Origin of the sequence: Leifsonia sp. Root1293, assembly GCF_001425325.1 — a bacterium.
Taxonomy (GTDB): domain Bacteria; phylum Actinomycetota; class Actinomycetes; order Actinomycetales; family Microbacteriaceae; genus Orlajensenia.
This window is the reverse complement of record NZ_LMEH01000001.1, coordinates 1720989-1745560: the sequence shown is the minus strand read 5'-3', so window position 1 is coordinate 1745560 and position 24572 is coordinate 1720989. Positions and strand designations below refer to the sequence as shown.

Sequence of the window (24572 nt, the reverse complement as noted above, 5' to 3'; positions counted from 1 at the left end):
AAGTGCGTCAGTCATCGACGGGAATGTGCCCGCTTGGCGCTGGTTCGAGTCCCAGAGAAGGAAACCCGCGCCGGTTCGCCACACCTCGCCGACCAGGCACCGCGGTTGCCGTAGTCGCACCGACCATCGGCCCTCACCTGCGTCGATCACGTCGAACGCTTCTGCATACGTCATGCGTGCCCTCCTCTGAACTGTGGCGACGATACGTCCGCGAAATGACGGGCGTGCGACGTACTGGGGAACGGCAACCGGCCTGTTCGAGGGTGTGCTGCGGCACTAACGCGGAAGCTGTTCACCAACTGGCCACCTCACGCCGGGAGACTCCTTCCATGACAGGCGCTGACTCTCGACACTGGTTCTCCCGCTGCGAGAGGACCGTGCAGAATTGGCTGCTCGGCAATCCCGGCTCAGCCCTTTCCACCGAAGCTTTCGACGCCGTCGTCGGGGCGGGAGGGGTGCCGGTGCGCATCGAAACCCCCGACGGCGACCGCTCTGAGGCGTTCTATCTACATCCAGCCGACGCCGAGTACCTGACCGAGCTGCGCGCGGCGAGCTCTGACGGCCACGGCCGCTAGCGGCCCGCGACACTGACTGCGGACCGGAATTCCCGAAGCGGATCCGCTTACGGACCACCGATGAGGGCCCCGCTTCCGTGCACCGGATGAGTAGCGCGGCCCGTCAGCGTTAGCTGGCACACTACTGACGTGAGCACTGGCGAACTGGATATCGTGAGCGGGCCGCGATTGGAGCATCGTGGACACGTCCCGACCCTCGGCATCCGAGAGACCGTCCCCTTCCGCACGATGCTCGCCAACCGGGACAGATTGCTCGCCGAACTGATCCGGTGGCTCGCGGACCATGGCGTCGAACCCGCTGGGCACTTCTTCCTTCGGCTCCACGTCGTGAACATGTCCGACCTCATGGACATCGAGGTCGGGGCATCCGGAGTGACGAATACCGGCGACGGGCGAGTGCAAGCAGGTTCGCTCCCCGCCGGGGACTACGCGGTGCTGGCGTACCGGGCGAAGTCGATGGCGGCGAACCGACGCCTACATGACTGGGTGCGCGAGCAAGGACTGGTGCTCGACACATCTCCGCATCCGACGGGCGAAGCCTTCGCATCTCGATGCGAGATCTATCTGACCGACCCGCGCACGGAGCAGCGAAAGACACGGTGGGTCGTCGAGCTGGCGTTCATGACACGAAGCTGACGTCCGCGACCCGCGTGCAGTCGGGGTGCGCTTTCGGGCTCCGTTTATGCAACCGAAGTCAGCCGCCGACCGGAGGTGCCGACTAGTTCCGACGGTGTTGGCGTTATCGCGAGGTCTCGCGTCCGTCAAGGGTGTTGGCGTTGCGCCACAGCCAGAACAGACTGGCCCTTCGGGATGGGGAGGCATGATGCTCCGAACGAAGGTCAAGATCGGTATTGCGGAGTACTTCATTCCTGCCACCGAGCACGCAGCGGATCTGATGGACGCGATCGTGGCTCAGGTGCGTGCCGGCGGTGGGTTCGTCGAGCTTGTGCGAAGCCCCGCCCGCTCCGTGAGTGTGCTCGTTTCGCCTGGCATGACCCTTGCGGTCGAGACGACACAAGTGGAAGACGAAGATTCCGCGGCTCCGGAGTCGGCCATTCTGTGGCACGAGTCCTTCGACGGGTTGGAAACCTGGTAGATCTCAGGCACCGGTACGGCTCGAGAGTCGGTCTTCCGCTTATACCCGTACCGGGTCAACTCTGCGGGCAGGATGTTCCACCTGACCCGACGCTAGAAAGCCGATGACATGTAGCCGTGCCGAATGAGGACCCCCGGATGGATTCTCATCGTGTTGTTCGTATGTGGCGCTGTCATCCTGTGCGCTGGCCTGTTGTAGTCGTGAGCTGGCCTGGTGCGGATGTGAGTTGGGCGGCAAGAGGAGGCTGCTCGGGCCGTGTATTGGAATCAGGCTCGGGGATGGGCCACAGACCGTTGACCGTGTCAGCGATGGTCATCATCTCCTCGAGCCATCGTGGATTGATCACCTGCTGCCGAGTGCGTTCGAATTCGAAAATCAAGGGAATGGCGGGGTTCAGCCAGATGGAGGTTCGTCCGCTTCCCTCGGCGGGCGAATGGGTCCAGCTGAGGTGGAACGACTCCCGCCGTCGAAGCTTGGTGGAGATGACAATCTGCAGGTGGAAGAGGACTCGATCGTCAAATCGTGTTCGGCACATTGAGTCGTAGCTGAGATAGCCCATGATGGGCCTTCCTTCGTTCAGGGTCTGGGAACGAGCTCGGGTACCTCGACAGTACGCCGAAAAGTGTCGGGCCCCGCGGAGTCTCGACCAAGGCGTCAGTCAGGGATCCCTCTGCGGCAGCAGTCGCCGCGTACCTCCAACCGGTTCGGCGGGCTCGCCACAACTCCTCCGCTGACTTGTCGCGACCGGTGGGCAGTTGGTCGGTGCGCGTCGACGCGTATGCGTACGGGAGCCGACACCGCCGCATCCGCACAACTAGGGCGCCTAATAGTCCGAGCAGGTGTGGCTCCACATCGCAGCGAACTCCGTCACTCTGTCTATCGAGCCCGCGGCCGAATCTTAGAGGCGGCCTTGTTCAACACGGATCCTTGAGCGACACAGAGTCGAGTCAGTGTGACTGCAGGACGGCCCAGGCGATGAGGCCGTCGATGCGGCGGATGTCTGCGCCCTTGGCGAGCTTCACTTTGATGTGCCCAGCGCGGGTCCACAACTCGATCTCGGCGTCGCGGTCGAGCATCCCGCCGGCGTTCTCGGAAGACCACATGTTGATCGAGCTGTACGGGAGGGAGTAGACCTCGACCTTTTTGCCCGTGATGCCCTGGGCGTCGCGGACGATTAGGCGCTTCGTCGTGAAGGTAGCCGAGTCGCGGAAGGTCTGAAAGGAAGTCACGGCCTGTTCGCCCTCCACCAGAAGCGCAGCGATGTCGTCGGGAACGGGAATCTCGTTGCGCAGAGTCCAAGCGAGGATCGTTGCCGTCTCAGCCATGTTTCACTCCCGTGCAGGTGTGGCGCGACTACTTTGTCGCGCGGTTTGGTCAGCGTATCCGACTTGATCCGCGGACGCCCGTTGACGACCCTGCTTGCAAGTAGTCGCGACGGACTTTCGTTGAGGGATCCCCGCGCGAGACGGGAGAAGGCGTTAGTGAAGGGCGCGGAGGTACCGCAGTCGAGCAAATCGCTGAGCGATCCGAAGTAGGGGGTAGAGCGCTCGCCATGGCTGTTCTGGGGCGGGGCAGGTTAGAGATCGGATGGTGAGGAACACGTCCTCGCCCTCGCGGTAGAGGATGAAGGCTTCCTCACCGGTTACGGGATGGCCTGGAAGGGTCCGGTATGAGAATCCGATGCGTGCTGCGGTCGTGACGACGGAGACTACTTCGACGGGTTCGTGGACAGTGATGCCGACCGTCCGGGCAGTGATGGTGAGCTTGGTGCCCGGCGTGACCAGTTGCGCATCGGGGACGTTGAACCCGCTCCGGGTCTTCACCTTCCAACGGAGGAGGTCGTGAGAGGCGCGTTCCCAGACTTCATCGCCGCCACCAATGCGGGTCGAGACCTCGGAGCGGCGAAATGGGCTCGACCCATCCACTCGCCAGGCCGGAGACTGTGGATCGGTCACTGGGCACCAGTCCTACTCATCGTCGGAATACCTCGGCGGCGTTGATGCCCATCGTCCGCAGGTCGGTCTCAACCTTCGCGATGAAACGTCTGCAGCACTCATCGACCGCGCGTCGCCCACCGGGTGCTGTCGCGGCGCCCGGCGCAAAGACCGAGCCGAGTGCCCAGCGCCCATCCACGTGCCAAATCCTGAAAGCGCCAATCTCCTCATACGACATCGAGTCGAACTCGAAGTCGCCTCGGTCAGGACTCCCGAGCCAGATGAGCAGGCTTCGCGCAAGTTCAACGATCGGGAATCCCGGTTCTTCGAAGACCGTCTCCCCTCCATCGATCAGACGAAGATGCGCGTCGACAGCGACTAGATAGTCGGCTTGCGTCGTGCCGTGCAGTTCGTCGGCGCTCAGGCGATCGTATTCAATCTCCATATTGGTCACCCTACGTTTCCTGGGAAAGGTGACGTGGCCGCGCTGGAGCGATTGGCCCAACTTTTTTTCCAGCAGAGCAATAGATGGCTTCGCGGGGCAACGCCATGAATCTCCATAACGCCAGGTACCGCGCCGCCCTCAGTCCGTGCGTCGGTCTCTGGTGAGGGCATGCATCCATCGTCTGGAACGCGAGCTTCAGAGGATCGATGTTGGAATCAACGTGAAGTCGTCGGTGCCCGGCTCGTACCGAATCACGACATCGTCGAAGTCACCCTCGTGAGAGAGGGTCACCGGCTTCCCGAGCGACCGCCCTAAGAGTGCGAATACCTCGCACACAGCGTCGAGCGCGACTTGATCCTGAAGCTCGCGGAGATCGACGTCGAAAAGCACCTCGTCCCCGAGGAAGAAGTTCACTCGGACGGTGGGGATCGGGCGCACCGCGAATGAATCAAGGCGCCGATCCGGATCGTGCAGCTGGCCAAGCTCGACGGCTCCACCGTCGTGGCTCCACGCCACGCTCCATCCGGTGCGACCGATCGCCTGCACTACCGCCGGCCAGTCTGACTGGCTTGATCCGAGGACCTGCCCGTCAGGTAAAGCGAGCGCGAGGTCGCCAAACGCCGCTTTGAAATCGGCGAGGGAGAGGACACTCTTCACGTTGCCCATTATCGGTCAGTATCCCAGCCGACCAAACGGTTTTGCGCTCACCCGCGACGGTCCGCCCTGCTATCTGACTTGATGACAATGGGGATCGACGCTGCCGCCAGTGTTCTCGGGCGATCAGGCGGGGAGTGAGCGGACGACGCGTGCGGGGGAGCCGACCGCGACACTGTTGGCGGGTACGTCCTTTGTGACCACCGAGCCGGCGCCGATTACAGAGTTCTTGCCGATAGTCACGCCGGGGACCACAGTGACGTTGGCTCCAAGCCACACGTTGCTCTCGATGACGATGCGACCCGGGTGCATGTCGGCTCTGCGAGAAACATCGAGGTCGTGATTGAGAGTGGCGAGCACGGCGTTGTGGCCGATGAGGCAGTCGTCGCCGATCACGATGCCGCCTTGGTCCTGGAACTTGCATCCGGAGTTGATGAATACCCGTTTGCCCAATCGGATGTTCTTCCCGAAGTCGGAGTAGAAGGGAGGGAAGACAGTCGTGGATTCGTCCACGACGATGCCGGTCAGCTGGGACAGGAGCCCGCGGACTTCCGCGGCGCCGTGGTAGCTGCTGTTGAGCTCGGCCGTCACTCGGAGGGCGTCTTGACTGGCTTGGTGCATGACGGCGTGCAATGGCGAATCGCCTGTGATGGTCTGGCCGGCATTGAGTGCTTCGAGGAGGTCAGCGAGAGTGACGGTCGTCATCCCCATACGCTACTCAACCGCTGGGGCGCATGGGGTTCGAGCAGTGCAGCTATGGCAATTGGGCGAGGACAGCTTTGTCTTGCCCAGTGGTGGGTCAGTCATCGTGTTGGCGCTGGCTTAACAGCTTGTGGACGCCTGACATCGTCGGGGTGCTGCAACAGTTTGGGGATACACCCGCATCTGAGTGTTGCCGTCGGGCTTCGCAAGGATCCGATACCGTCTCCAACACAGCATCTCGAAAGGACCAACCGCACCGATGGAAATGCGGAAACGACCCGATGTTCTCCTCATCGCGTTCCTGACCGTCGGTGCCGTTGTCATCATCCCGGCAGTCACCTGGCTCGTGAGCGGCATTGTCGCCGAAAGCAGGCCGGTGTCGGATGCTGAGCTTGTCGGCGAATGGGAGAACGTCACACCCGCCAGTACCCGGTCGATCATGTTGAACGGCGACGGAACCGCATCCGTCAGCAACGTCATCGATGATCCCGAGGCCCGCCCCGTCTCCGGTGCCGGCACATGGGAACGATCAGATGTCAACGGCACCATCGAGATCACACTCGACCCGCCGTCCGACGAAGTGGACAGTCAGACCCTCCCCTCGGACGTGACTATGACAGTCGATATCCGACCCAGCCTTGAACGTCTCTGGCTTGTCATCTACCTAGGAGACCCCGACGACTACGGGACTTGGCAGAAGTACAAGCTCTTGGACGGCTGAACGATGCGCCGGCACCGTTCACCGGACCGGTGATGCTGGTGGACCCTCTCAACATCGGATCCGTCGGTGCTGCGCATGGGAGTATCAACAGAAACCGGGGGAGTGCATGTGACTGACCAGCTCACGACCGTAGCGACCAGACCAGCGACGAAGGTGCGTTGGTTCCGTCGCCGCCCTCCGGAGGACCTGACGGGGTTCCTCCGGCGCATGTGGTGGGTCGGTCATGCGCAGCTGTTCATCTCGGCAGGCGCAGCAGCGATCGGGGTCGTCTCGACCGTGGTCACCGTCACCATGATCGCCGGACGTCTGGAGCCTTCCTTCTACTGGACGCTGACGTTCGGTGCGTGGATGCTCGCCTACGCGTTGCCGTTCCTCACCTCCGGGATCGCACTCCGAGCTGCCGCGGTTGCTCTCGCTGAGATCGACCGGCCCAGTGGACGGATCATTCTCGGGATCGTCTACGTCATCACCATCGCGGTGGTTAGCGTCATATTCGTGTTCGCCTGCACCCTCGCGCAAATATGGGTGCTCTGGCCGATCACCACCTGGATCCAGAGTTCCATCGAACCGAGCATGTACTAGGCGCAGCGTTGGCACCAATCACTTCTCATCCTCGAACGCGCCGGCGGAAAGAACGGGACCGCATCCGCAGCGCAAGTCACCTACATCGTCGACGGGGTCGAGTACGTCGAGCATGGGACGACGTCGATCGAGCTGGCTGACGCCTGCGACTGATTCGAACGGCAAGAATGCCCGACAGCGCCTAGTTTGCAACGGGCGAAGTCTCAGCTTGACAGCTCAGCGGACACGGGTGTCCGGTGCTATGGTCGCAGGGCGGGAGCGCCGTCGCGCGTGGTCGAATCGCAGCATTGTCCGGGGGGATACATATGCAGGTGCGTGCCCACGTTGTCGCCATCGTCGCTGTCGCGTTCGCGTTGTTGCTGGTCGCGCAGATCATGTGGATGGGGGAGCATCCGGTGAGTGCGACTCCCACGGCAGTCGTGAGGTCTGCTGAGCCGCTCAACACCTGGGCGCTCACCTCATGGACGTTGAGCGCTGACGCGCCCGTGCCGTATTCGGATCGCCCGCCGGTGGATGTCGCCGACGCGTCGAACAAGATCGATGAGACTGGACTGCGAATCTACCTGCGACGCGACACCGGGGAGCGCGCCGACCACCCTGTCGCGTACGCGCAGTACGGGATCTCGGCGTTGATGGAGTACGAGCGCACAGGCGACAAGGAGTGGCTCGCCCGTGCTGTCCGGCACGGGGAACGCCTCGTCCAAATGCACACGGTGCGTGACGACGCCTGGTGGTACCCGTACTCCTTCCCGTGGACCTACTACGAGCGCACCATCTCAGCACCCTGGTACTCCGGCATGGCGCAGGGCCAGGCCCTGTCGCTCTTCGTACGACTCGCGGAGGATACCGGTGATGAGCGCTGGGACACCGCAGCCGATCACACCTGGTCCAGCTTCGCGCAGGGAAGCGCCGGCGACGAACCCTCGTTCTCCTTGGTCGTCGACGACCACCTCTACTTCGAGGAGTACGCCGGCAATCAGCCGCCACTGCTGGTGCTCAACGGACAGATCTTCGCCCTGTTCGGCCTGTACGACTGTTGGCGGCACACGGGCAATGCCGAGGCGGCACGCTACTTCACCGGTGGTGCCACCACCGTACTCGAGCGGATGATGCCAGCCGTGCGAGTGGAAGGCGGGGTCTCCTACTACTGTGTGCAGGCGCCGTACTGCCAGAGTGAGTTGTGGCAGAACCAGACCTATCATGTGATCCACTCCTGGCAACTCGACACTCTCGCGAGACTCACCGGCGACGCCGCGTTCACGACCTGGGCGGATCGCCTCCGGGACGACTGGCAGCCGAATCAACGCACCGAAGGCTGAGCATGCCAAGATCGTGAGACCGCACGGGCGGCTGGCGCGCGAACGAGCGAACACGGGTGACGAATCATGAACGACATGGCGCTGACCGCGGCGACACTCAACCTGGCGCCGCGACGACCGCTCAGCACCAGCATGGCGTCGGTGCCCATTGCCGGTGTCGCCGTGCTCATCGCCGTTCAGTTCGTCGCCAGCGTCTTTGGCGCATCACTGGGCTCCATCGGTCCAGCAGGAATCGTCACACTGGTGCTGCTCATCACCACGTACACGGCGGTGTTCTGGGTGGTGGCGATCGCAGCATGGCGAGGCCGAAGGTGGGCTCGCGTCGGTGCGACAGTCCTGAGTGCAGGCTCCTTGTGGTTCGCCTCGAGTCTCCTCCTCGTCGCCGTGATCGCCGCGGTGATCATCGTCGCGGCAACGCTCCTGCTCTGGACGAACGATGCTCGCAGGTACGCGTTGGCCGTGTGGCGCAGCCGACGCTGATCGCCCTCCGACCGAAAGCAGGGACCTGGCACTGCGCCGGAGTCAGGGCACGACCTTTGCTCCGGTGTGCTCGACAACAGTGGAACCGAGCAGTTCCCCTTCGATGGACGCCGACCGAGGGACCCGTTCCCGTGAGCGCGTTTCCAGTTGAGCGCGTTTGATAGTTGCGATGCGGGCGCGGTGACGTTAACAGGGGCTGTCGCGATCGACGGCTTGATGAGTGAATCGAAGCATGGATGATCGTGGTGCCCGGATGGCAGATACTCTTCGGCGGGTCGAGCTGGAGCTTCCTGCCCTGGCGCCTGCGCTCTGGAGAGATCTCCGGGGGCCGATCGACGAGGAGGGACTTGCTGCGTTGAGGGCTGCGGTTTCTCCGATGCCGCTCCCAGCCGAGCTCGAGGTGCTGTTGCGCTCGCACGACGGACAAGTTGGGCGTGAATGGTGGCCGGCGATTGACTGCGGCCCGCTCATTGGTTCCGCCAGGATCATCGAACATATTGTCTGGCTCAGGACGGACACGGAACCATGGCAGTGGAGTAAAGCGTGGATCCCAATCGCGCAAGAAGGGTGGTGGCAGGCTGCAATCGACGCGGTGCCGGAACGGTCTGGCACGGTGATAGACGCCAGCTGGCCTGATCTGCCTCGAGCTACAGTGCCGAGCCTCGCTGACGCCATCGGTGCTGCGGTGGATCTTGGTCGAGCCGGACTTCTCCCTGCCCCCGGTGATGATCGTGCCAAGCGGGTGGAGCGCGCCGCGTTCCTCGATGACCTCTGGCAGACGGAGTGGGCTTCCAACCATCTCCAAAATGGTGTGGAGATCGACCCGGGTACGTGGCCGGGATCTTGGGGAGGACCGCATCCCATAGCGGGTCCGGTAAAGGCACCTGTGGCGTGAGCGGACAGGGACGTTGGTCATGGCGGTGGTATGCGGATCGCACTCCGGGTCCGCGGCGTCCGTTCGGGCGAACCGACGGGTGGTAGGGGGGCTTAGTGAATGATCGATGGGCTGAAGTCTCAGACTCCTTCATGCTCGTCCGAGCGGTGTTGGACGAGGCTGGACCGCCGGACTCACCATCGTGGTTTGAGCGGCTCAGGGAAGAGATTCAGCCCGATCCAGCCGGCGCTCCGTTGGACGTCGTGTGCACCATGCTTGGACGAATGTGGGGAATGGCAGGTCTGCAGGACTACTCGGCGCAGCCCGGATGGCCTGCCTACGATCGGCCAGCTGAGTGGGGCGAGCGCTACTGGGATGCCATCGAAGGTCTCGAACGAACGCTGAGCGAGTCCTACCCGGTCGAGCGGGACGAGGACGATGATTGGCACCCGGCGTGACGCGACTCGTCAAGTCGCTGAGGGTATTCGGACCCGCATTCAGGCCTGCCCACTCGCTGGAGAGAACCTCCTCGAGCCAGCGTGTACGGCTGGCGCTTTCGGTTGCGCCGGTGTTGACGCTGGCCGCATGCTCCTTGTCGGTGACTCCGATGCCGGAGCCCGCGGATCTCGTGGGTTCGCATCCATAGCGCGTGGCGACTCACCTGCTACCAGATACTCTCCTTTCGCGGAATGATTCCGCTCCACATCGGAACGCCGGCCGTAGAGAACTCGGCGGATTGGAGGACGCTGGAATTGTTCGCGAACTTCGCAGTGGGCGATGTGTTCCAACTGTCGGCAGCAACCTTCAGAACGCTCCTGGCACTACAAGCCCAGCTTCCGTTGTATCCGGGACTTGAGACGGCTGTGCCTGGTCTTCGCGATTCGCTGGGCGTGATCTTGAGGTACGGGAGCTTCTACTCATGGGCACTTGGTCCTGACGACATTGTTCGGATCGTCGTCTCGAGCGGGACCACCGAGCCTGACTTCGGGCCGGCGTCGTTCAGGCAGCAAGAAGTGGGTGGCGATCTGGTCTGGGTGTTCTGGTTTACTGTTCCGGTCGCGTTCGCGAACGCCTGGCCCGGCCTCGCCCGGCTGCTGCAGACACGAATCAATCCATCGGATATGGCCATCCTCACAGGCAGATCAGCTGTCGACGCCGCCGAAGCAGTCGCAGAGCTCGAGGCGGCTCCGGTCCTGACGGAAGTGGAACTACCACCGGACTTTGAACGCTCTCGACTGCGGCATCCCGATGAGGTCATCCTCGTTGCCGATCTGCACCACGGAGACGAGCTGGTATTCGAGTCGACCGACTTCCGTTGGATCTTGGCGTTCAGCTCCCTGGTCCCGGCATTGCCGGCCGAAGCTCGGGGGCGGTTGGGCGTGTCGCCCGCGGTCGAATCAACCCTGTCGACCTTCGTGCGGCACGCGTACTCAGCCCTCGATGATCGGCCAACACATCAGGGCACTGTGAGAGTCGTCGTTGTCGCAGTTGATGAGCCCAGTCACGCAATCGGGGCAGTCCAGAACGTGCGCGAGGCTGACATGGACGTGGCACCAGTGCTGCAGCTCGAGATTCCGAAATCGGTTGCAGAAATCTGGAGGGACGCGGTTCGCAGCGTCTCCTCAGAACATCCACTCGTCACCCGCATCGCCACACCAGGGCCGGAGTACCGGGCAGCGATCGAGGCTGCCGACCGTTTCCCGTACACGCCGGACTTCGTCTTCCGCGGCGGCATCGTTCCCGAGTACAGGACTACATAGCGCGTTGTCCCGACGTCGGTCAGCCGTCTTGCCGGTATTGCGCGACTCGCAGTGAGATAGGGGCGTACTCCGTGAAGTCCCGAGGAGGGATCTTCATCTGACGCGGCTCAGGCCTCTGGATGCCGGCTGTGATCCTCAAGGTCGGGCTCGGCGCGCAGCACGTCGGCGATCTCCTCTTCCGGTCGCGGAGGAATGGTCTCATCCGCTTCTAGTTCAGGAAAGCTCGACTCATCCGCGGACGGGATGTGGTGGTCAGGAGTGTTCTCATCGGACACGGCGAATCCTTCGGTCGGCGTCACCGACAGCGTAAGCCCATCCGTTTTGCGGGCTCCATGTCGGGCCAAGCGATAGCGTGCACGATGCGGCCTACGCACGAACAACCCGGAGGACTTATGAAGAAGCCCGAAGAGAATGCACCGCTACCGGTAGTTGATGCTCCAACCGTTGCAAACCAGCTGTTCGGGTGGTCCGATCTTCGCGCCGGCCAAGCTGCAGGGATCGCCAACGTGCTCGCGGGAACCGATACCCTCGCCGTCATGCCGACGGGCCATGGCAAGTCCGCTATCTACCAGGTAGCGGGCGCCATGCTGACCGGGCCAACGATCGTGGTGTCTCCCTTGATCGCGCTTCAAGTCGACCAGATCGAGGGCCTCGAGGCTCACCCCGCTGCACCCCGTGCGGTCGCCGTCAACTCCAGCCAGAGTGAACATGGAAATCAGCAAGCCTGGGCGGCCATCACTACGGGCGCAGCGAAGTACCTGTTCCTCTCGCCGGAGCAACTGTCGAAAGATGAGGTGATCGATCGACTGATTCCGCTCGGGGTGACTCTCTTCGTTGTGGACGAAGCCCACTGCATTTCATCCTGGGGGCATGACTTCCGCCCCGACTACCTGCACCTGGGTGCCGCGATCGAGAAGTTGGGGCATCCGGTGACGCTTGCTCTAACGGCAACCGGCTCCCCACCCGTGCGAGACGAGATCGTCGAGCGGCTCGGGATGAGGGATGCCCATATCCTCGGCAGTGGGTTCGACCGCCCGAATCTCCGACTCGAGGTCATCCGTCACGAAGACGATCGCGAGAAACGATCCGCCGTCCTCGCGGAAACGATCTCGGCTGCAAAACCGGGTCTGGTCTACGTCCCCACCAGGCGGGACACCGGGATGTACGCCGCGGAGATGAACTCTCATGGAGTGACGGCCGTCGCCTATCACGCAGGCCTCGGCAGCGGCGATCGGCATGAGGCCTACGAGGATTTCCACCACGACCTCACCGATGTCGTTGTCGCAACCAGCGCATTCGGCATGGGAATCGACAAACCAGACGTACGTTTCGTCATCCACGCGGCGATCACCGAATCGTTGGAAAGCTATTACCAGGAAATCGGCCGGGCGGGCCGGGACGGCGAACCCGCCCGGGTCACCCTCCACTACAGACTCGAAGACTTGGCGCTACGGAACTACTTCGCCTCGCATTCCTCCGAGCAGCAGAAGCACATCGACCAGTCTCGTCTAATGATGATCCGCGCTTACGCCGAGACCCGACAATGCCGGCGCATGTTCCTCCTTGCCTATTTCGGCGAGGAACTCGCCGCGCCGTGCGGGAACTGTGACACCTGCAGCAGCGGCACCGCCTACGAGACCATCCAACCCGAGGCGCTTGGAGACACCTACTCACCGGAGACGCACGTCCACCATCAGCTGTGGGGAGATGGGGTGGTGATGAGCGCTCGACAAGACCGACTGACTGTCTTCTTCGCGAACTGGGGGTACAAGACCCTCTCCCGCGATGCCATAGACCGCGGCATCCTCACGCTGGCTGAATAGGCACAACCGAACCACGGGATCACGCCGGGGACGTGACAAGGCAAGATTCGCTTCACAGGTCCCACCAGTGTTCGGCAGTCATCGACGAGGGCCGGCAGTCGCAGCCCCGCCATGGATGACCGACCGCTCAGAGCAACCGGCGCCGCAAGCTCGGACGACATGCCCACTACGACGGCACGCGGTGGGAGCCGCGCGGCCTCGGGCATGCACGGACGGCTGAGGCGGCGGGCTCACACGTACATCGCGACAAGCTTGTCGAGGGATTCCTCCAGGCCCTTCTTCGAGAGTTCGAGCTGCTCGGGGTCGCTGTAGCCGAGTTCGGTGACGGTGAGTCGAGTCGCGTTGTCGCCGCTCGGCTCGAACGTGATGACGTGCCGCACGTCGCGCGGTATGCCGGCGGCCCCGATGGTTGCGGGGTCGATCGTGGCGCCGTGCTCGTTCGCGATGTTGTGGATGAACTCGAGGCGGTGCGGTGCATCGACGAGCGTGTACGCCCAGGTGCTGTACAGAGCCGGGAACCCCCAGTCGGGCGCGCTCATGCACACGATGGACGTGCCGCCGACGCGCACGTCGAGATCGGCGACCGTGCAGGTGAAGCCGTTCGGTCCCCACCAGCGCAGCACGCGATCGGGTTCGGTCCACGACTCCCATGCTGCCCCGATGGGGGCAGGGATGTCGCGGCTCACGACGAGATCATGCGTCTCGTTCCGGGTCGTGTCGTCCATCGTGACTCCTCCGCTGCGGGCCGCCGCCGCGGCATCCGTTTCACTTCGATGATCGAAGCGTAAATCACTATGATGATCAAAGTCAATGCCATAGACTCAATTCATGAAGCGAGCTGAGGGTCGGTCGACCTGCCTCACCAACTTCACCGTGGAGACCTTCGGGGACAGCTGGTCGCTGCTGATCATGCGCGACCTGCTCACACTCGGCAAGCACACCTTCGGGGAGTTCCTGCGGTCCGAGGAGCGCATCGGTCCGAGCGTGCTCGCCGATCGCCTCGCCAGGCTCGAGCGCAGCGGAATCATCGTGCGCATCCCGAGCGAGACGGATGCCCGCAAGGTCACCTACTCGGCGACGGAGCGCGGGATCGCCGCGATCCCGCTCCTGTACGAGGCGGCGCGATGGGGCATGGGAGGCGTTCCCATCGATGAGGACGATCCGTGGGAGGCGGTCATGGCGATGGACCGCCACGACGTACTCGACGAGTGGCAGCAGGCCGCGCGTGAGGGCGGTTCCCTCTTCGGAGGAGCGGAGAGTGCGTTCGCGCGGCTGAGCGCCAGGGCGCGCGCGGTCGTGTGACGGCGACGCACGCTGAGCAGCGCCACCGCAGCGGTCGACTGCGTCGCAGGCGACGAACGGGCGGGAGTCGCGCCAGACCAACTGCCCGTAGTCGAGGCCGGAGCCCTGCGCTCGCGAAGTAGTGGGACCAGCGTTATGCGAGGGCCTTCGACTTCAGGACATCGAACTCGGTCTGAGTGATGGCGCCCGAGTCCAGCAGCGACTTGGCCGAAGCGATCTCTTCTGACGCTGACGCTGAGGACGGACGCGCCACGGACTGGATGTACTCAGCCTGCCTCGCTTGCATCGCCTTCGCCTGTTCCAGCTGGCGTTCCTGCATGCCGCTGCCGCGAGCGATCACATAGACCAGGATGCCCAGCCACGGAATGAGGATCACGAAGATGATCCAGAGCGTCTTTCCGCCCCCGCCGAGGTCGCTGCTTCGGAAGATGTCGCCGATCACCCAGAACAGGCACATGAACCAGGCGAAGAACAGGAAGAACTCGAAGAGTGCGAGCAGGAACGACCCGTTGTCGTTGAACATAAAATTTCCCTTTCGGCGGGAGCTTGTCGGACGTCGTAACCAGCGCTGAACGAGTCGCAACCAGGGTTCAGGCTGCCATCTCACGCATGGTGGTTCACGGAGGCTACCAGCGCGACGAGATCTGCCGAATCATACGTTTCGGATGACTTCGAGGAGCAGGCGAATCAGGCTGGGCAGCGCAGGGGTGGAAGTCCCCGCCCTCGAGCAGATGTTCGGCGCATCCATTCAGAGCGCAGGTCTGCGTTCTCGGTGGGTCCACGCCTCATCTGGGGGAGTACGGTGATGGGTGGAGTGCCGGGAAGTCTGGTCGGCGGGTGATCGATTGGTCACTCTCATGACATCGGAGTTCTCATGGTCAGTCTCGAAGCGCGCTCAGTTTCTCGAACATTCTCTGGCGGTGCCGGCGTGAAGGCGGCGTCCATTGTCGTGGCGCCGGGGGAAGTGCATGCTCTCGTCGGCCTGAACGGGGCAGGCAAGACCACGTTGATGCGGCTCATGCTCGGGATGCTGCGGGCTTCGTCGGGAAGTGTCGTGATCGACGGCGTGGACGTGGCCTCACTTCCGTCCGGCGTGTGGGGGCGGGTCGGTCATGTCGTTGAGACGCCGTTCGCCTATCCCGAGCTGGATGCCGTCACCAATCTCCGGATGGCCGCCCAGTTGAAGCTCACCGACCCGGCGTTGATCGACGAGATGGTGGATGCCGGTGTGGCAGAGCTCGGACTAAGTCCGTTCCGGCACGTCCTGGCGAGGCGGCTGTCGCAGGGGAACAAGCAGAGGCTCGGCATCGCCGCGGCCGTGCAGCACCATCCGGAGCTGATCGTGCTGGACGAACCGACCAATGCCCTTGACCCCGCAGGCGTCATACTCGTGCGGGAGGCGATCCTGCGTCGTCGCGATAGGGGTGCAGCAGTACTGGTTTCGAGTCATCATCTGGACGAGGTGTCGAGGATCGCCGATCGCATCAGCCTGATGAACCGTGGAACCATCATCGGCAATCTGGAGCCGGGCACCCCGGACATCGAGCGTGCCTTCTTCGCAGCAGTGCTAGCCGATGACGAGCTCAGCGCATGAGTGGCTTGGCTGTGGCCATCGCAACCGAGGCCCGGAAGGCCTCGGCGTCCTTCGTGTTCCGGATGATCAGTGTCCTGCTCTTGGCCGGGACAGCTGCCCTGGCCGTGGCCATGGTGTTGGCGCTGCGGTCGGGCAATCCGCAGATCATTGCTCGGCTGGCTCCGTTCGGAACCGATGAGGGCTGGCCGTTGCTCATCAATGTCGTCGATCAGATCGCTGGTGCGGGAGGGCTGATCGCGTTCGCGGTAGCGCTGAGCTGGATCATCGGCCGGGAGTTCGTGGATGGCACCATCGGGGCGCTCTTCGCGTCCCCTGTGGGACGGAACGTGATCGCGTCCGCCAAGCTGATCGTCTTCGTTGTGTGGGGAATTGCCACCGGCGCTGTTCTGGTTCTCGTCGTCACCGGTGTGGGAGTCGCCCTCGGGTACGGAGCTCCCGGCCCGGAGGACCTCGTGTCGCTGGGGCGGATCTTCGCCCTCCTGTCGCTCTCCACCTTCGTCGCGGTACCCGTTGCCTGGGCCGCCACTCTGGGACGTGGTCTGCTGCCGGGCATAGCGGCGGGGGTCGGCATCGTCGTCATCGCGCAGTTCGGTGTCGTCAGCGGGGCAGGTGCCTGGATGCCGCTGGCTGCGCCGGCGATGTGGGCGATCGCGCCCGAAACCGTGACCTTGGTGCAGCTCGCCTTCACATTGACCGTGCCTCTGGTCTTCTGGCCGACCACAGTGATTGCGTGGAGAAGAATGCAACTCGACCGGTGATCGCATGTTCATAGCGCTCGGGAGGCGCGGTGGAACTTCAGCCGGGGACAGTGGTGATGACGACGTTGTGGTGTCGAAGGAGTCGGCCGGCTCAGTTCGAGCTGCTCTGCTCAGTTCGAGCTGTTCTGCTCAGTCCGAGCTGGCAGCGCGAGCGGTGATGCCTCGCAGGACCTCGAGCGCGGCATCCGCTCGCTCGTCGGTGAACCCGAACCCATCGGCGATCGCTGTGTAGACACCGACTGATTGCTCCTGCAGCGCCGTGCCGCGTTCTGTGAGGGACACGACGACGGATCGTTCGTCGTTCGGATTTCGGGTTCGAGTGACGAAGCCGAGTTTTTCGAGGCGCTTCACGATCGGCGTCATGGTGCCGTAGTCGGAGCCCAGCTGACTCACGAGTCTCCCGACAGGCACATCGCCGTCCCGCCAGAGCACGGCAAGGACGAGGTATTGCGGGTAGGACACCCCGAGTGGTTCGAGCAGCGGCCTGTATGCCGCGGTCACGGCACGGTACGCGGCGTGAAGATTGAAGCACACCATGTCGTCCAGATCCACGACGGTCGGCTTCGAGTCAACTTCTGGCATGCGTGCAACTCTAATGCCAATGCATCGTGGACTAGATGATCGCAGACGAGGGACTCAGCGCCGGTCGGTGGGGCGCTTCAGCGACGATCCAGTCACCTCGGGCGGACTGCAATGAGCGCATGCTCGCCACGACTTCCAGCTTGCCGGGGTTCATCATCCAGAGCAGCTGAGCGATCTCGCGGGACTGGACGGTGATGCTGAGCACGGCCACCAGGTCGGCGCCATGGACGAGGACGACGCTGGGCCGCCCGTTGATGTCGGCGCGCACGAGATCGAGGTCGTTCCAGAACCAGCGTGCGAGACCCGCAAGGAAGCGGACCACCTTCTCGCGGCCGGTGATGGGGCGACGTGCAGTGTGTCGGACGTGACCTCCGCCGTCGGTGTAGCTGACGATCTCGACTGCCAGGAGATTCTCCAACGAGCTGATGTCCCCGGTGCGGGCGGCCAGCAGGAAGGCCTCGAGAAAATCGGCGTGGACAGTCCGATCATCCGTGGGCATCGGCGCATCCGCCATGCGTTTCCGCGCGCGGCTCACAAGCTTGCGCGAGGCCACTTCCGTGGTCGACAACACTTCCGCGATGCGGTCGTACGGGTAGTCGAATGCCTCCCGGAGCACGTAGGCGGCCCGTTCAGAGGGAGTGAGGGTCTCCATGACGATCATGGTGGCGAGCTGCAGAGCCTCCTCGCGCTCGGCGCCGAGAGTGGGATCGGCGGATGTATCGACTGGCGCGGGAAGCCAGGGGCCGATGTAGGTCTCGCGTCTGGAGTGGGCGCTGCTGAGTACGTTGATTGCCAGACGCGTCACTATGGTGGCGAGGAACGCCGGCGCATCGCGGACCGAGGATCGGTCGCACAGCTGCCATCGGATCCATGCGTCCTGGAGGACGTCCTCGGCATCAGCCACGGTGCCGGTGATGCGGTAGGCGATGCCGAACAGTCGGCGGCGCATCTGACCGAAGACGGCGAGTGCGTCGCTTCCATCGACGAGAGCGATGTTCTGATCCGTAACCATTCCAGTTGCCTCGTAACGTCAGTCCTTCGCGGGATTCCGCGGGCGGCAGTGTCGGTGCCGCCCAGATTAGTAAGTACACGAGTAAATGGCAAGCGATCTAATACATGTCACCCCGGTCGCGCCACCAAAACCCCAGCGTTCAGGGGGCCGGGGCTTGCTCTACAGGCATCGCGGCGGCGAGGTCCGCAGCGCTCCGAATCGCGTCGGCGAAAGCCAGCGGCGACTCCTGCGGCAGATTGTGGCCTGCGTGCGGAACCTGACGATGCTCGTAGGGGCCCACGAAACGAGCACCGGCGGTGGCAGCGTCTCGAGCCGGGAAATTGCCATCGGCGAGCCCGTCCAGGGTGATGGTCGGAACGGCGATCGAGGGCAACTGTGCCAACCGGGATTCCAGCCCGGAGTACTCGGCCGCCCCAGCCACGCGGAGAAGCCGATGCCGGTACGAGTGGATCACGACCTCGACGAAGTCGGGATTCTCGAACGACGCCGCGGCACGGTCGAGGTCTGATCCGGTGAACGCCCACTGCGGTGAATTGCGGCGCCAGATCACCTCGGCGATTGCTCGGCGGTTCTCGGTGAGCCCGGCACGACCGCGCTCGGTCAAGAAGTAGAAGAAGTACCAGAATCCCGCCTCCAGGTCCGGACGGATCGGCTTCATCGAGGCGCTGATGTCCTGGATGAGGTACCCGTTGACCGACACCAGGGCGGTGACACGCTCGGGCCACAGCGCGGCGACGACGCAGGCGGGGCGGCCGCCCCAGTCGTACCCCGCGAGGATCGCCTGGGGAATCCGAAGAGCGTCCATGAGCTCGAGGACATCGTGTCCGAGTGCAGCCTGCTGGCCGCTGCGCGGGATGGACTGGTCCAGGAAGCGTGTGTCGCCGTGTCCGCGCAGGTACGGCACGATGACGCGGAAACCGGCGTCGGCCAGGTTCGGCGCTACATCCACGTAGCTGTTGACGTCGTACGGAAACCCATGCAGGAGCAGGACGGGTCGGCCGTCCGCCGGACCGGCTTCGAAGTATGCGACGTCGAGGTGTGCTGTTCGGATGTGCCGCACTGGCTCGAGGCGACGGGTGGCGGTGTCAGTCATGGGGAGCTCCTCAGTTCAACGGGTCATGGGCGGCATGGTGAGTCGGAATGGTCAGGTGAACCCGCCAGCAGCTTCGACCGGGCAGCGCGCCGGTCTGTGACCACCGCCTGGCGAGGTCGACAGCATCCGTCAATGCATCCGCTCGTTCGTCACAGTCCGGTGTTCACTCCGGTCGTATCTGGCAGGGGCATCCGTCAGGGATGCTCCTGTCCCACACCGACGCACAACGGAAGGCACACATCATGCACGCGCACATCCTCGACGCCGAAGCGCAGGCCATCGCCGACGCCACTTCGACACCACCGTTCCTCTACCAACTGGGCGCGGAAGGCGCCCGGAAGGTCCTCGACGACCTGCAGGCCGCCCCGATCGCGAAGCTCGACGTCGACGAGGAGTGGATCACCGTTCCCGCCGCCGTCGGTGATGTGCGGGTGCGCATCGTCAAGCCGGCCGGATCGACTGGACTCCTGCCGACGATCCTCTACATCCACGGCGGCGGATGGGTCATCGGCAACGCCGCCACGCACGACCGTCTCGTGCGCGAGCTCGCGGTCGGCGTCGACGCCGCCGTGGTGTTCGTCGAGTACGACAGGTCGCCGGAGGCGAAGCATCCGGTGGCCATCGAGCAGGCCTACGCCACCGCCCAGTGGATCACCCGAGCCGGCGCCGACAAGGGCCTGGATGCACAGCGCCTGGCGGTGGCCGGAGACTCCGTCGGGGGAAACATGACCGCGGTGGTCGCCATCCTCGCCAAGGAACGAGGCGACGTCTCCTTCGTTCATCAGTCGCTCTACTACCCAGTGACCGACGCCGGCCGGGACACGGACAGCTACCGCGAGTTCGCCGACGGCCCGTACCTGACCGCCGCCGCCATGGCATGGTTCTGGGATTGCTATCTTCCGGATGCCGCCATGCGGGGCGACTACACGGCCTCGCCGCTTCGCGCACAGATCGAACAGTTGACCGGGCTTCCTGAGGTGTTCCTGCTGACGGACGAGAACGACGTGCTCCGCGACGAAGGTGAAGCGTACGCGCGGCGCCTGTCGGAGGCGGGGGTGCGGACCACGAGCGTGCGGTACAACAACACCCTGCACGACTTCATGATGCTGAATCCGCTCCGTCCGTCTCCCGCGGTGACCGCTGCCGTCGAGCAGGCCGTGCACGTGCTCCGCAAGGCTCTCGGCCGCGCCTGAGCAGGTCGGGTGGGCTGCTGGGATTCGGCTCCGTCACGTTCACCACCTTCACCGCGTTCCGGAACCGGAGCGCGGTGAATCGTTGTGGCCTCCACTCGAGAGACGGCACGTGGACCGGCGTCGAGCTCCCATCCACGGGCATTGCGCGAAGCGTCTATCGTGCTGGCAGCACCACGTCCGCGAACTGTCCGTTCTCGGCGATGAACGCTGCGACTACCGGGCACCGTACCGTGACCTTCATGCCGCGAACGCGGATGTCGTCGAGAGCATCGGCGATGAGGTCTGAGGCTATGCCTCGACCACGAAACTCCGGTTCAACCGTCGTGGCGAGGAGGACCATTCGACCATCCACAATGTCGTATCGGAGGGTTGCGATCTGCCGACCGGCGGCCATCGCCGCGTAGATGTGCTCCTCGGATCGATGGCGCACCTGGATCTCGGACTCCGCCTCTGCCGACGGTTGGTCCACCGCATGGGCGGCAGGACGTGCCACGTCGTCAACCGTGGCCGCTGTGCCTTCATCCAGGAATCCGGATCCGTCGGGATAGCCGGCGGAGTCGGGGTACTCGAACTGTCGGGTTTCATCGCCTGCACTCATGGGGACCTCCTACGGTCGGTCGCGAACGAAGACAGCCTCGGCGGCGGGTGGGACCAGTCATGCTCTGCTTGGCGCAACCTCCGAAGAAGCCGCCTGAAACCCGGTACTCCCGCTCTTCTCTCACGACTCGGCCGAGCCTGTCACAAGTGATGACCGAGGTGGCGTCACGGTTGTGACGCAGCGGCAGAATCGCCGGATGTGGTCACAAGTGGTCGCCCCGCTTGGTCTGAGTTTGCATCCCGTCCGCACTGGGCGGGCGGGATCCGAGAAAGGCAACAGTCATGTCAGATCAGAAGCCGACCGTCGTGTTCGTGCACGGCGCGTTCGCCGAGTCCGCCAGCTGGAACGGCGTCATCGCAGCCCTCTTCGCCGAGGGCGTCACCTCCGTCGCGGTCGCCAACCCGCTCCGCAGCCTCGCCGGCGACGCCGCATACGTCCGCGACGTCATCGCCTCCATCGACGGACCCGTCGTGCTCGTCGGTCATTCCTACGGAGGACTCGTCATCAGCGAGGCCTCTGCGCACAACGACCAGGTCGTCGGCCTGGTATACGCCGGCGCCTTCGTCCCCGAGCCCGGAGACAGCGCCTTCTCGCTGTCCGCAAGTGAACCCGGCTCCACCCTCGGTGACGCCCTCGATGCCCGCCCGATCTCGACCGGAGGCGTGGAACTCGTGATCCGTCGGCCCCTGTTCCGAGGCCAGTTCGCGGCGGACGTGCCCGTGCAGGTCGCCGGGCTCATGGGGGCGACCCAACGCCCCGTGACGGAGGCTGCCCTGAAAGACGCTGTGCAGGCCACGACGCCCGGATGGAAGGACCGCCCGTCCTGGCATGTGTTCGGTAGCGAGGACCGCAACATCCCGGTTGCGGTGCACCGTGCCGGCGCAGAGCGCGCAGGCTCGCGCGGCACGACCGAGATCGATGGCGCGTCGCACGCCATCAGTGTCTCGCAGCCCGAAGCGGTGGCAGCGACGATCCTCGACGCTGTTCGCGCGGTGACCCAGGATCAGGTGGCCGCCTGATCCTCAGTGGAAGCATCAACAGTCTGAGTGCGCGGGGCTGACCACTCGTCCCGCGCACTCGCACCGTGGCGATGGTCACGAGAGATCTTCTTCAATAGATTTCTCTGATGACGTCACAACTGCGTGGTCCAACCGGTCAGAGATAGAGAGGACAGCTGGTGTCCCCTTCCCCCTGACGACAGGATCAGCCATGGATGCGACCCTCGACGATGCACTCGCCGCCTTCCAAGCCGTGCGGGGAAGGCTGTTCGGCATTGCATATCGGATGCTCGGCAGTGCAAGCGAAGCGGAGGACATCGTCCAGGATGCCTGGCTGCGGTGGCAGGGCGCTGACCGCGCGCAGGTGCAGGATCCGTCAGCGTTCCTGGCGACGGTGACGACCCGTCTGGCGATCAATGCACTCCAGTCGGCTCGTGCACAGCGGGAGACGTACATCGGCCCCTGGCTGCCGGAGCCGGTCGACACCAGCGAGGACCCCACCCTCGGCGCCGAGCGGGCGGAGGCACTCGGCGTCGCCGTGCTCGTGATGCTGGAGCGCCTCACCCCGACGGAGCGGGCTGCGTACGTGCTGCGAGAAGCCTTCGCCTACCCCTACGAACAGATCTGTGACATCGTCCAGGTCTCCGAGCCCGCGGCCCGGCAACTCGTCTCCCGTGCGCGGAAGCACCTCACAGGTGAACGCAGACGCGAGGTGCCCCAGTCCGAGCAGCGGAGGCTGCTCACCGCATTCCTGGCCGCTGCGAAGACCGGCGACCTGGTCGGTTTGGAGCACCTCCTCGCTGAGGATGTCGTTTCGTTCTCCGATGGCGGCGGCGTAGTGCGTGCTTCGAAGTTCCCGGTGGTCGGCCGCCAGCGCGTGGCGAAGTTCATCACCGCGTTCCATTCGCATTTCTGGGCCGGCGTCGACAGCATCGAAGCCAACACGAACGGTCAGGCTTCCGTGCTGCTGTCCAAGGAGGGCAGCATCTTCGCGGTGCTGACCGTCGTCGTGGGCGCCGAGGGCATCGATCAAGTTCTCTGGATGATGAATCCGCACAAGCTAGAAGCGGTGACCATCAGTGCCGCGGTATGACCTGCCTGCTCGCCTGCGCTCCGCATTGCTCCACGGGGATGAGCTTGCGATGGTGAGTCTCCTGCACCGTGACGTGTCCATGGTCACCGACTCCGGTGATGAGTCCGGCGGCGTCACCAGCGGTCGCATGCGAGTCGTCCGTGCGCTGCACGATCTTCAAGCCTCGCACCCGGATGCCGGATTCTTCACCGCGAACGTCAATGGGCAGGCCGGTCTCGCCCTTCGGCGTGGGAGCGGTGAAGTCATCGGCGTGCTGAGCGTCGATGGTTCGACTGCGATCACCAGATTGTGGCTGTGCGTATCGCCACCGAAGCTCGAGAGCTGGAATCGCGACTCTTCGAACCGCTGACGGCCGTCGGACACCGGGGACAGACGGATGCATGTCACAACGGGAGCGCCTCTCCGGTCTGTGTAGTTGCGGGCCGATGCCTGCGGATTGGAGTCAGAAGATGTCCGAAGAGAAGGATGCTCCCGCCCTGCTGGGTGCGCTGGGATCCGAGCAGTTCATGCTCCAGTCGATCGCCAGTTCCACGATCGGTGAGGCGGGAACCCGTTCCATGATCTACCTGTCGACTCTCTCGGGTGGACTCGTGGCGATCGGCTTCACGAGCAACGCGGAAGGTCTCCTCGGTCCGCTCGCCTTCACGGTCCTCCCCACGATCTGGGTCCTCGGATGGTTCACGGTCGTCCGTCTGGTCGACACCACCATCGAGAACATCACCGTCGAGCGACGGATGGAACGGATCCGAGCTCACTACGCCACCCTCGGCCCGTACGCTTCCACGTTCTTCTCAGAGGAAGATCCGCTCACCACAGGGAAGTACGGTGTGCACTATTCGAAGTGGTCGGTCCTCTTCGGGATGGCCAGCATGATCGGAGTGGTCAACGCCGTTCTCGGTGGTGCAGTCACGGCTCTGGCCGTGAGCGTCGGCCTGGGGGCGTCGAATGCGATCGCCACGTGGGCTGGCGTGCTCGTCGGCATTCTCGTCTGGGTGGCAACGTTCGCCTATCAGCGTCGCCGTGTTCGTGCAGTCACCGCGGAGTGGTCGAGGAAGAGCCCCGAGCGGACTTCTGACTCGCCTGCGGTGACTCGCTGACGGGCGTCGTCACAGAACCGCCTTGAAGCCGGTCATCCTTGTGAACCCTCTCTCGTGGAACCACGAGTGAGGGCGTCGAATCACCATCGTTGGCAACAAGGTCGGAGTCGGGGTGCAGGATGACACTCACATCGCACGAGCAGGTCCCGGGCGGAGCGGCCGGCACAAGGCGTATCTGGCCCATTGTCTGGGAGTGGCTCGCCAGGCCCATGCACTACAGAGCCGTACGAAAGTTCCGTTTGGCGGCGGAGCACGCGAGTGCGGCGGATCTCGCTGCGCTTCTCGAT

The 24572-nt window shown here is 64.0% G+C and carries 31 protein-coding genes; 18 read left to right on the top strand and 13 right to left on the bottom strand.

What is annotated here, in order from left to right:
• The first annotated feature begins 329 nt into the window (after nt 1–329).
• From ASC59_RS08235 to ASC59_RS08225, 3 genes are all read left to right on the top strand, one after another.
• A complete protein-coding gene (locus ASC59_RS08235) occupies nt 330–575 on the top strand; it encodes a hypothetical protein (protein WP_055820678.1) in 246 nt (81 codons plus the stop codon).
• Between the two features lie 129 nt (nt 576–704).
• Nucleotides 705–1211: a hypothetical protein gene (locus tag ASC59_RS08230; RefSeq protein ID WP_157487962.1), complete on the top strand. Its 507-nt coding sequence runs from the start codon at nt 705–707 to the stop codon at nt 1209–1211.
• 184 nt (nt 1212–1395) lie between these two features.
• A complete protein-coding gene (locus ASC59_RS08225; RefSeq protein ID WP_055820672.1) occupies nt 1396–1671 on the top strand; it encodes a hypothetical protein in 276 nt (91 codons plus the stop codon).
• Nucleotides 1672–1843: 172 nt separating this feature from the next.
• On the opposite strand, the gene ASC59_RS16975 is transcribed toward ASC59_RS08225, so the two are convergent.
• The 6 genes from ASC59_RS16975 to ASC59_RS08200 all read right to left on the bottom strand — a co-directional run bounded on the left by ASC59_RS16975 (nt 1844) and on the right by ASC59_RS08200 (nt 5409).
• Nucleotides 1844–2230 (bottom strand): DUF7882 family protein, encoded by a 387-nt coding sequence (locus tag ASC59_RS16975; RefSeq protein ID WP_200942353.1) that lies wholly within the window; start codon nt 2228–2230, stop codon nt 1844–1846.
• A gap of 388 nt (nt 2231–2618) precedes the next feature.
• A complete protein-coding gene (locus ASC59_RS08220) occupies nt 2619–2996 on the bottom strand; it encodes a PH domain-containing protein (protein WP_055820669.1) in 378 nt (125 codons plus the stop codon).
• Nucleotides 2997–3149: 153 nt separating this feature from the next.
• Nucleotides 3150–3596: a DUF1990 family protein gene (locus tag ASC59_RS08215; protein ID WP_157488085.1), complete on the bottom strand. Its 447-nt coding sequence runs from the start codon at nt 3594–3596 to the stop codon at nt 3150–3152.
• Nucleotides 3597–3642: 46 nt separating this feature from the next.
• Nucleotides 3643–4050 carry a DUF7878 domain-containing protein gene (locus ASC59_RS08210; RefSeq protein ID WP_055820664.1) on the bottom strand — a complete coding sequence of 136 codons (408 nt, stop codon included), beginning with the start codon at nt 4048–4050 and terminating at the stop codon, nt 3643–3645.
• Nucleotides 4051–4245: 195 nt separating this feature from the next.
• The gene (locus ASC59_RS08205; RefSeq protein ID WP_055820661.1) at nt 4246–4716 is read right to left on the bottom strand and encodes a hypothetical protein; all 471 of its coding nucleotides are present in this window, start codon (nt 4714–4716) and stop codon (nt 4246–4248) included.
• Nucleotides 4717–4830: 114 nt separating this feature from the next.
• A complete protein-coding gene (locus ASC59_RS08200; RefSeq protein WP_055820658.1) occupies nt 4831–5409 on the bottom strand; it encodes a sugar O-acetyltransferase in 579 nt (192 codons plus the stop codon).
• A 256-nt stretch (nt 5410–5665) separates the two neighbouring features.
• Here ASC59_RS08200 and ASC59_RS08195 point away from each other — a divergent pair, with 256 nt between their 5' ends.
• The 6 genes from ASC59_RS08195 to ASC59_RS08175 all read left to right on the top strand — a co-directional run bounded on the left by ASC59_RS08195 (nt 5666) and on the right by ASC59_RS08175 (nt 11142).
• Nucleotides 5666–6127 carry a hypothetical protein gene (locus ASC59_RS08195; RefSeq protein WP_157487961.1) on the top strand — a complete coding sequence of 154 codons (462 nt, stop codon included), beginning with the start codon at nt 5666–5668 and terminating at the stop codon, nt 6125–6127.
• 108 nt (nt 6128–6235) lie between these two features.
• Nucleotides 6236–6709 carry a hypothetical protein gene (locus ASC59_RS08190; protein WP_157487960.1) on the top strand — a complete coding sequence of 158 codons (474 nt, stop codon included), beginning with the start codon at nt 6236–6238 and terminating at the stop codon, nt 6707–6709.
• A 311-nt stretch (nt 6710–7020) separates the two neighbouring features.
• The gene (locus tag ASC59_RS08185) at nt 7021–8028 is read left to right on the top strand and encodes a D-glucuronyl C5-epimerase family protein (protein WP_162243178.1); all 1008 of its coding nucleotides are present in this window, start codon (nt 7021–7023) and stop codon (nt 8026–8028) included.
• 75 nt (nt 8029–8103) lie between these two features.
• Complete coding sequence (locus ASC59_RS08180; RefSeq protein ID WP_157487959.1) at nt 8104–8508, top strand: hypothetical protein; 405 nt, start codon at nt 8104–8106, stop codon at nt 8506–8508.
• A 1167-nt stretch (nt 8509–9675) separates the two neighbouring features.
• On the top strand, nt 9676–9840 hold the full coding sequence (locus tag ASC59_RS17210) for a hypothetical protein (RefSeq protein WP_157487958.1): 165 nt from the start codon (nt 9676–9678) through the stop codon (nt 9838–9840).
• Between the two features lie 231 nt (nt 9841–10071).
• Nucleotides 10072–11142: a hypothetical protein gene (locus tag ASC59_RS08175; protein WP_055820645.1), complete on the top strand. Its 1071-nt coding sequence runs from the start codon at nt 10072–10074 to the stop codon at nt 11140–11142.
• Between the two features lie 107 nt (nt 11143–11249).
• On the opposite strand, the gene ASC59_RS17205 is transcribed toward ASC59_RS08175, so the two are convergent.
• A complete protein-coding gene (locus ASC59_RS17205) occupies nt 11250–11417 on the bottom strand; it encodes a hypothetical protein (protein ID WP_157487957.1) in 168 nt (55 codons plus the stop codon).
• A 117-nt stretch (nt 11418–11534) separates the two neighbouring features.
• Between ASC59_RS17205 and ASC59_RS08170 the strand changes: the two genes are divergently transcribed.
• Nucleotides 11535–12965, top strand: coding sequence for a RecQ family ATP-dependent DNA helicase (locus ASC59_RS08170; RefSeq protein WP_082513476.1), 1431 nt, complete (start codon nt 11535–11537; stop codon nt 12963–12965).
• A gap of 230 nt (nt 12966–13195) precedes the next feature.
• On the opposite strand, the gene ASC59_RS08165 is transcribed toward ASC59_RS08170, so the two are convergent.
• Complete coding sequence (locus ASC59_RS08165) at nt 13196–13690, bottom strand: SRPBCC family protein (protein WP_055820638.1); 495 nt, start codon at nt 13688–13690, stop codon at nt 13196–13198.
• Between the two features lie 103 nt (nt 13691–13793).
• On the opposite strand from ASC59_RS08165, the gene ASC59_RS08160 reads away from it, so the two are divergent.
• Complete coding sequence (locus tag ASC59_RS08160; protein ID WP_055820635.1) at nt 13794–14267, top strand: winged helix-turn-helix transcriptional regulator; 474 nt, start codon at nt 13794–13796, stop codon at nt 14265–14267.
• Between the two features lie 133 nt (nt 14268–14400).
• On the opposite strand, the gene ASC59_RS08155 is transcribed toward ASC59_RS08160, so the two are convergent.
• Complete coding sequence (locus tag ASC59_RS08155; RefSeq protein ID WP_055820632.1) at nt 14401–14790, bottom strand: SHOCT domain-containing protein; 390 nt, start codon at nt 14788–14790, stop codon at nt 14401–14403.
• A 351-nt stretch (nt 14791–15141) separates the two neighbouring features.
• On the opposite strand from ASC59_RS08155, the gene ASC59_RS08150 reads away from it, so the two are divergent.
• Together ASC59_RS08150 and ASC59_RS08145 are read left to right on the top strand one after the other, a co-directional pair.
• On the top strand, nt 15142–15861 hold the full coding sequence (locus ASC59_RS08150; protein WP_055820629.1) for an ABC transporter ATP-binding protein: 720 nt from the start codon (nt 15142–15144) through the stop codon (nt 15859–15861).
• Nucleotides 15858–16619 carry an ABC transporter permease gene (locus ASC59_RS08145; RefSeq protein WP_082513475.1) on the top strand — a complete coding sequence of 254 codons (762 nt, stop codon included), beginning with the start codon at nt 15858–15860 and terminating at the stop codon, nt 16617–16619. Before ASC59_RS08150 ends, ASC59_RS08145 begins: the two co-directional genes overlap by 4 nt.
• Nucleotides 16620–16748: 129 nt before the next feature.
• Here ASC59_RS08145 and ASC59_RS08140 read toward each other — a convergent pair whose 3' ends face one another.
• From ASC59_RS08140 to ASC59_RS08130, 3 genes are all read right to left on the bottom strand, one after another.
• Nucleotides 16749–17201, bottom strand: a complete 453-nt coding sequence (locus tag ASC59_RS08140; protein ID WP_055820621.1) for a MarR family winged helix-turn-helix transcriptional regulator — start codon at nt 17199–17201, stop codon at nt 16749–16751.
• Between the two features lie 31 nt (nt 17202–17232).
• The gene (gene sigJ, locus ASC59_RS08135; protein WP_082513474.1) at nt 17233–18213 is read right to left on the bottom strand and encodes an RNA polymerase sigma factor SigJ; all 981 of its coding nucleotides are present in this window, start codon (nt 18211–18213) and stop codon (nt 17233–17235) included.
• Nucleotides 18214–18352: 139 nt separating this feature from the next.
• Complete coding sequence (locus tag ASC59_RS08130) at nt 18353–19306, bottom strand: alpha/beta fold hydrolase (protein ID WP_055820618.1); 954 nt, start codon at nt 19304–19306, stop codon at nt 18353–18355.
• A 242-nt stretch (nt 19307–19548) separates the two neighbouring features.
• Between ASC59_RS08130 and ASC59_RS08125 the strand changes: the two genes are divergently transcribed.
• Complete coding sequence (locus ASC59_RS08125) at nt 19549–20499, top strand: alpha/beta hydrolase (protein WP_055820616.1); 951 nt, start codon at nt 19549–19551, stop codon at nt 20497–20499.
• Between the two features lie 154 nt (nt 20500–20653).
• Here the strand turns inward: ASC59_RS08125 and ASC59_RS08120 are convergent, their stop codons facing one another.
• On the bottom strand, nt 20654–21097 hold the full coding sequence (locus ASC59_RS08120; RefSeq protein ID WP_055820613.1) for a GNAT family N-acetyltransferase: 444 nt from the start codon (nt 21095–21097) through the stop codon (nt 20654–20656).
• 281 nt (nt 21098–21378) lie between these two features.
• Here ASC59_RS08120 and ASC59_RS08115 point away from each other — a divergent pair, with 281 nt between their 5' ends.
• From ASC59_RS08115 to ASC59_RS08100, 4 genes are all read left to right on the top strand, one after another.
• Nucleotides 21379–22116, top strand: coding sequence for an alpha/beta fold hydrolase (locus ASC59_RS08115; RefSeq protein ID WP_055820611.1), 738 nt, complete (start codon nt 21379–21381; stop codon nt 22114–22116).
• A gap of 190 nt (nt 22117–22306) precedes the next feature.
• Nucleotides 22307–23188, top strand: coding sequence for an RNA polymerase sigma-70 factor (locus ASC59_RS08110; RefSeq protein WP_055820609.1), 882 nt, complete (start codon nt 22307–22309; stop codon nt 23186–23188).
• A gap of 49 nt (nt 23189–23237) precedes the next feature.
• Nucleotides 23238–23537, top strand: coding sequence for a hypothetical protein (locus ASC59_RS08105; RefSeq protein ID WP_055820606.1), 300 nt, complete (start codon nt 23238–23240; stop codon nt 23535–23537).
• Nucleotides 23538–23637: 100 nt separating this feature from the next.
• On the top strand, nt 23638–24285 hold the full coding sequence (locus ASC59_RS08100) for a hypothetical protein (RefSeq protein ID WP_055820602.1): 648 nt from the start codon (nt 23638–23640) through the stop codon (nt 24283–24285).
• Nucleotides 24286–24572 lie beyond the last annotated feature (287 nt).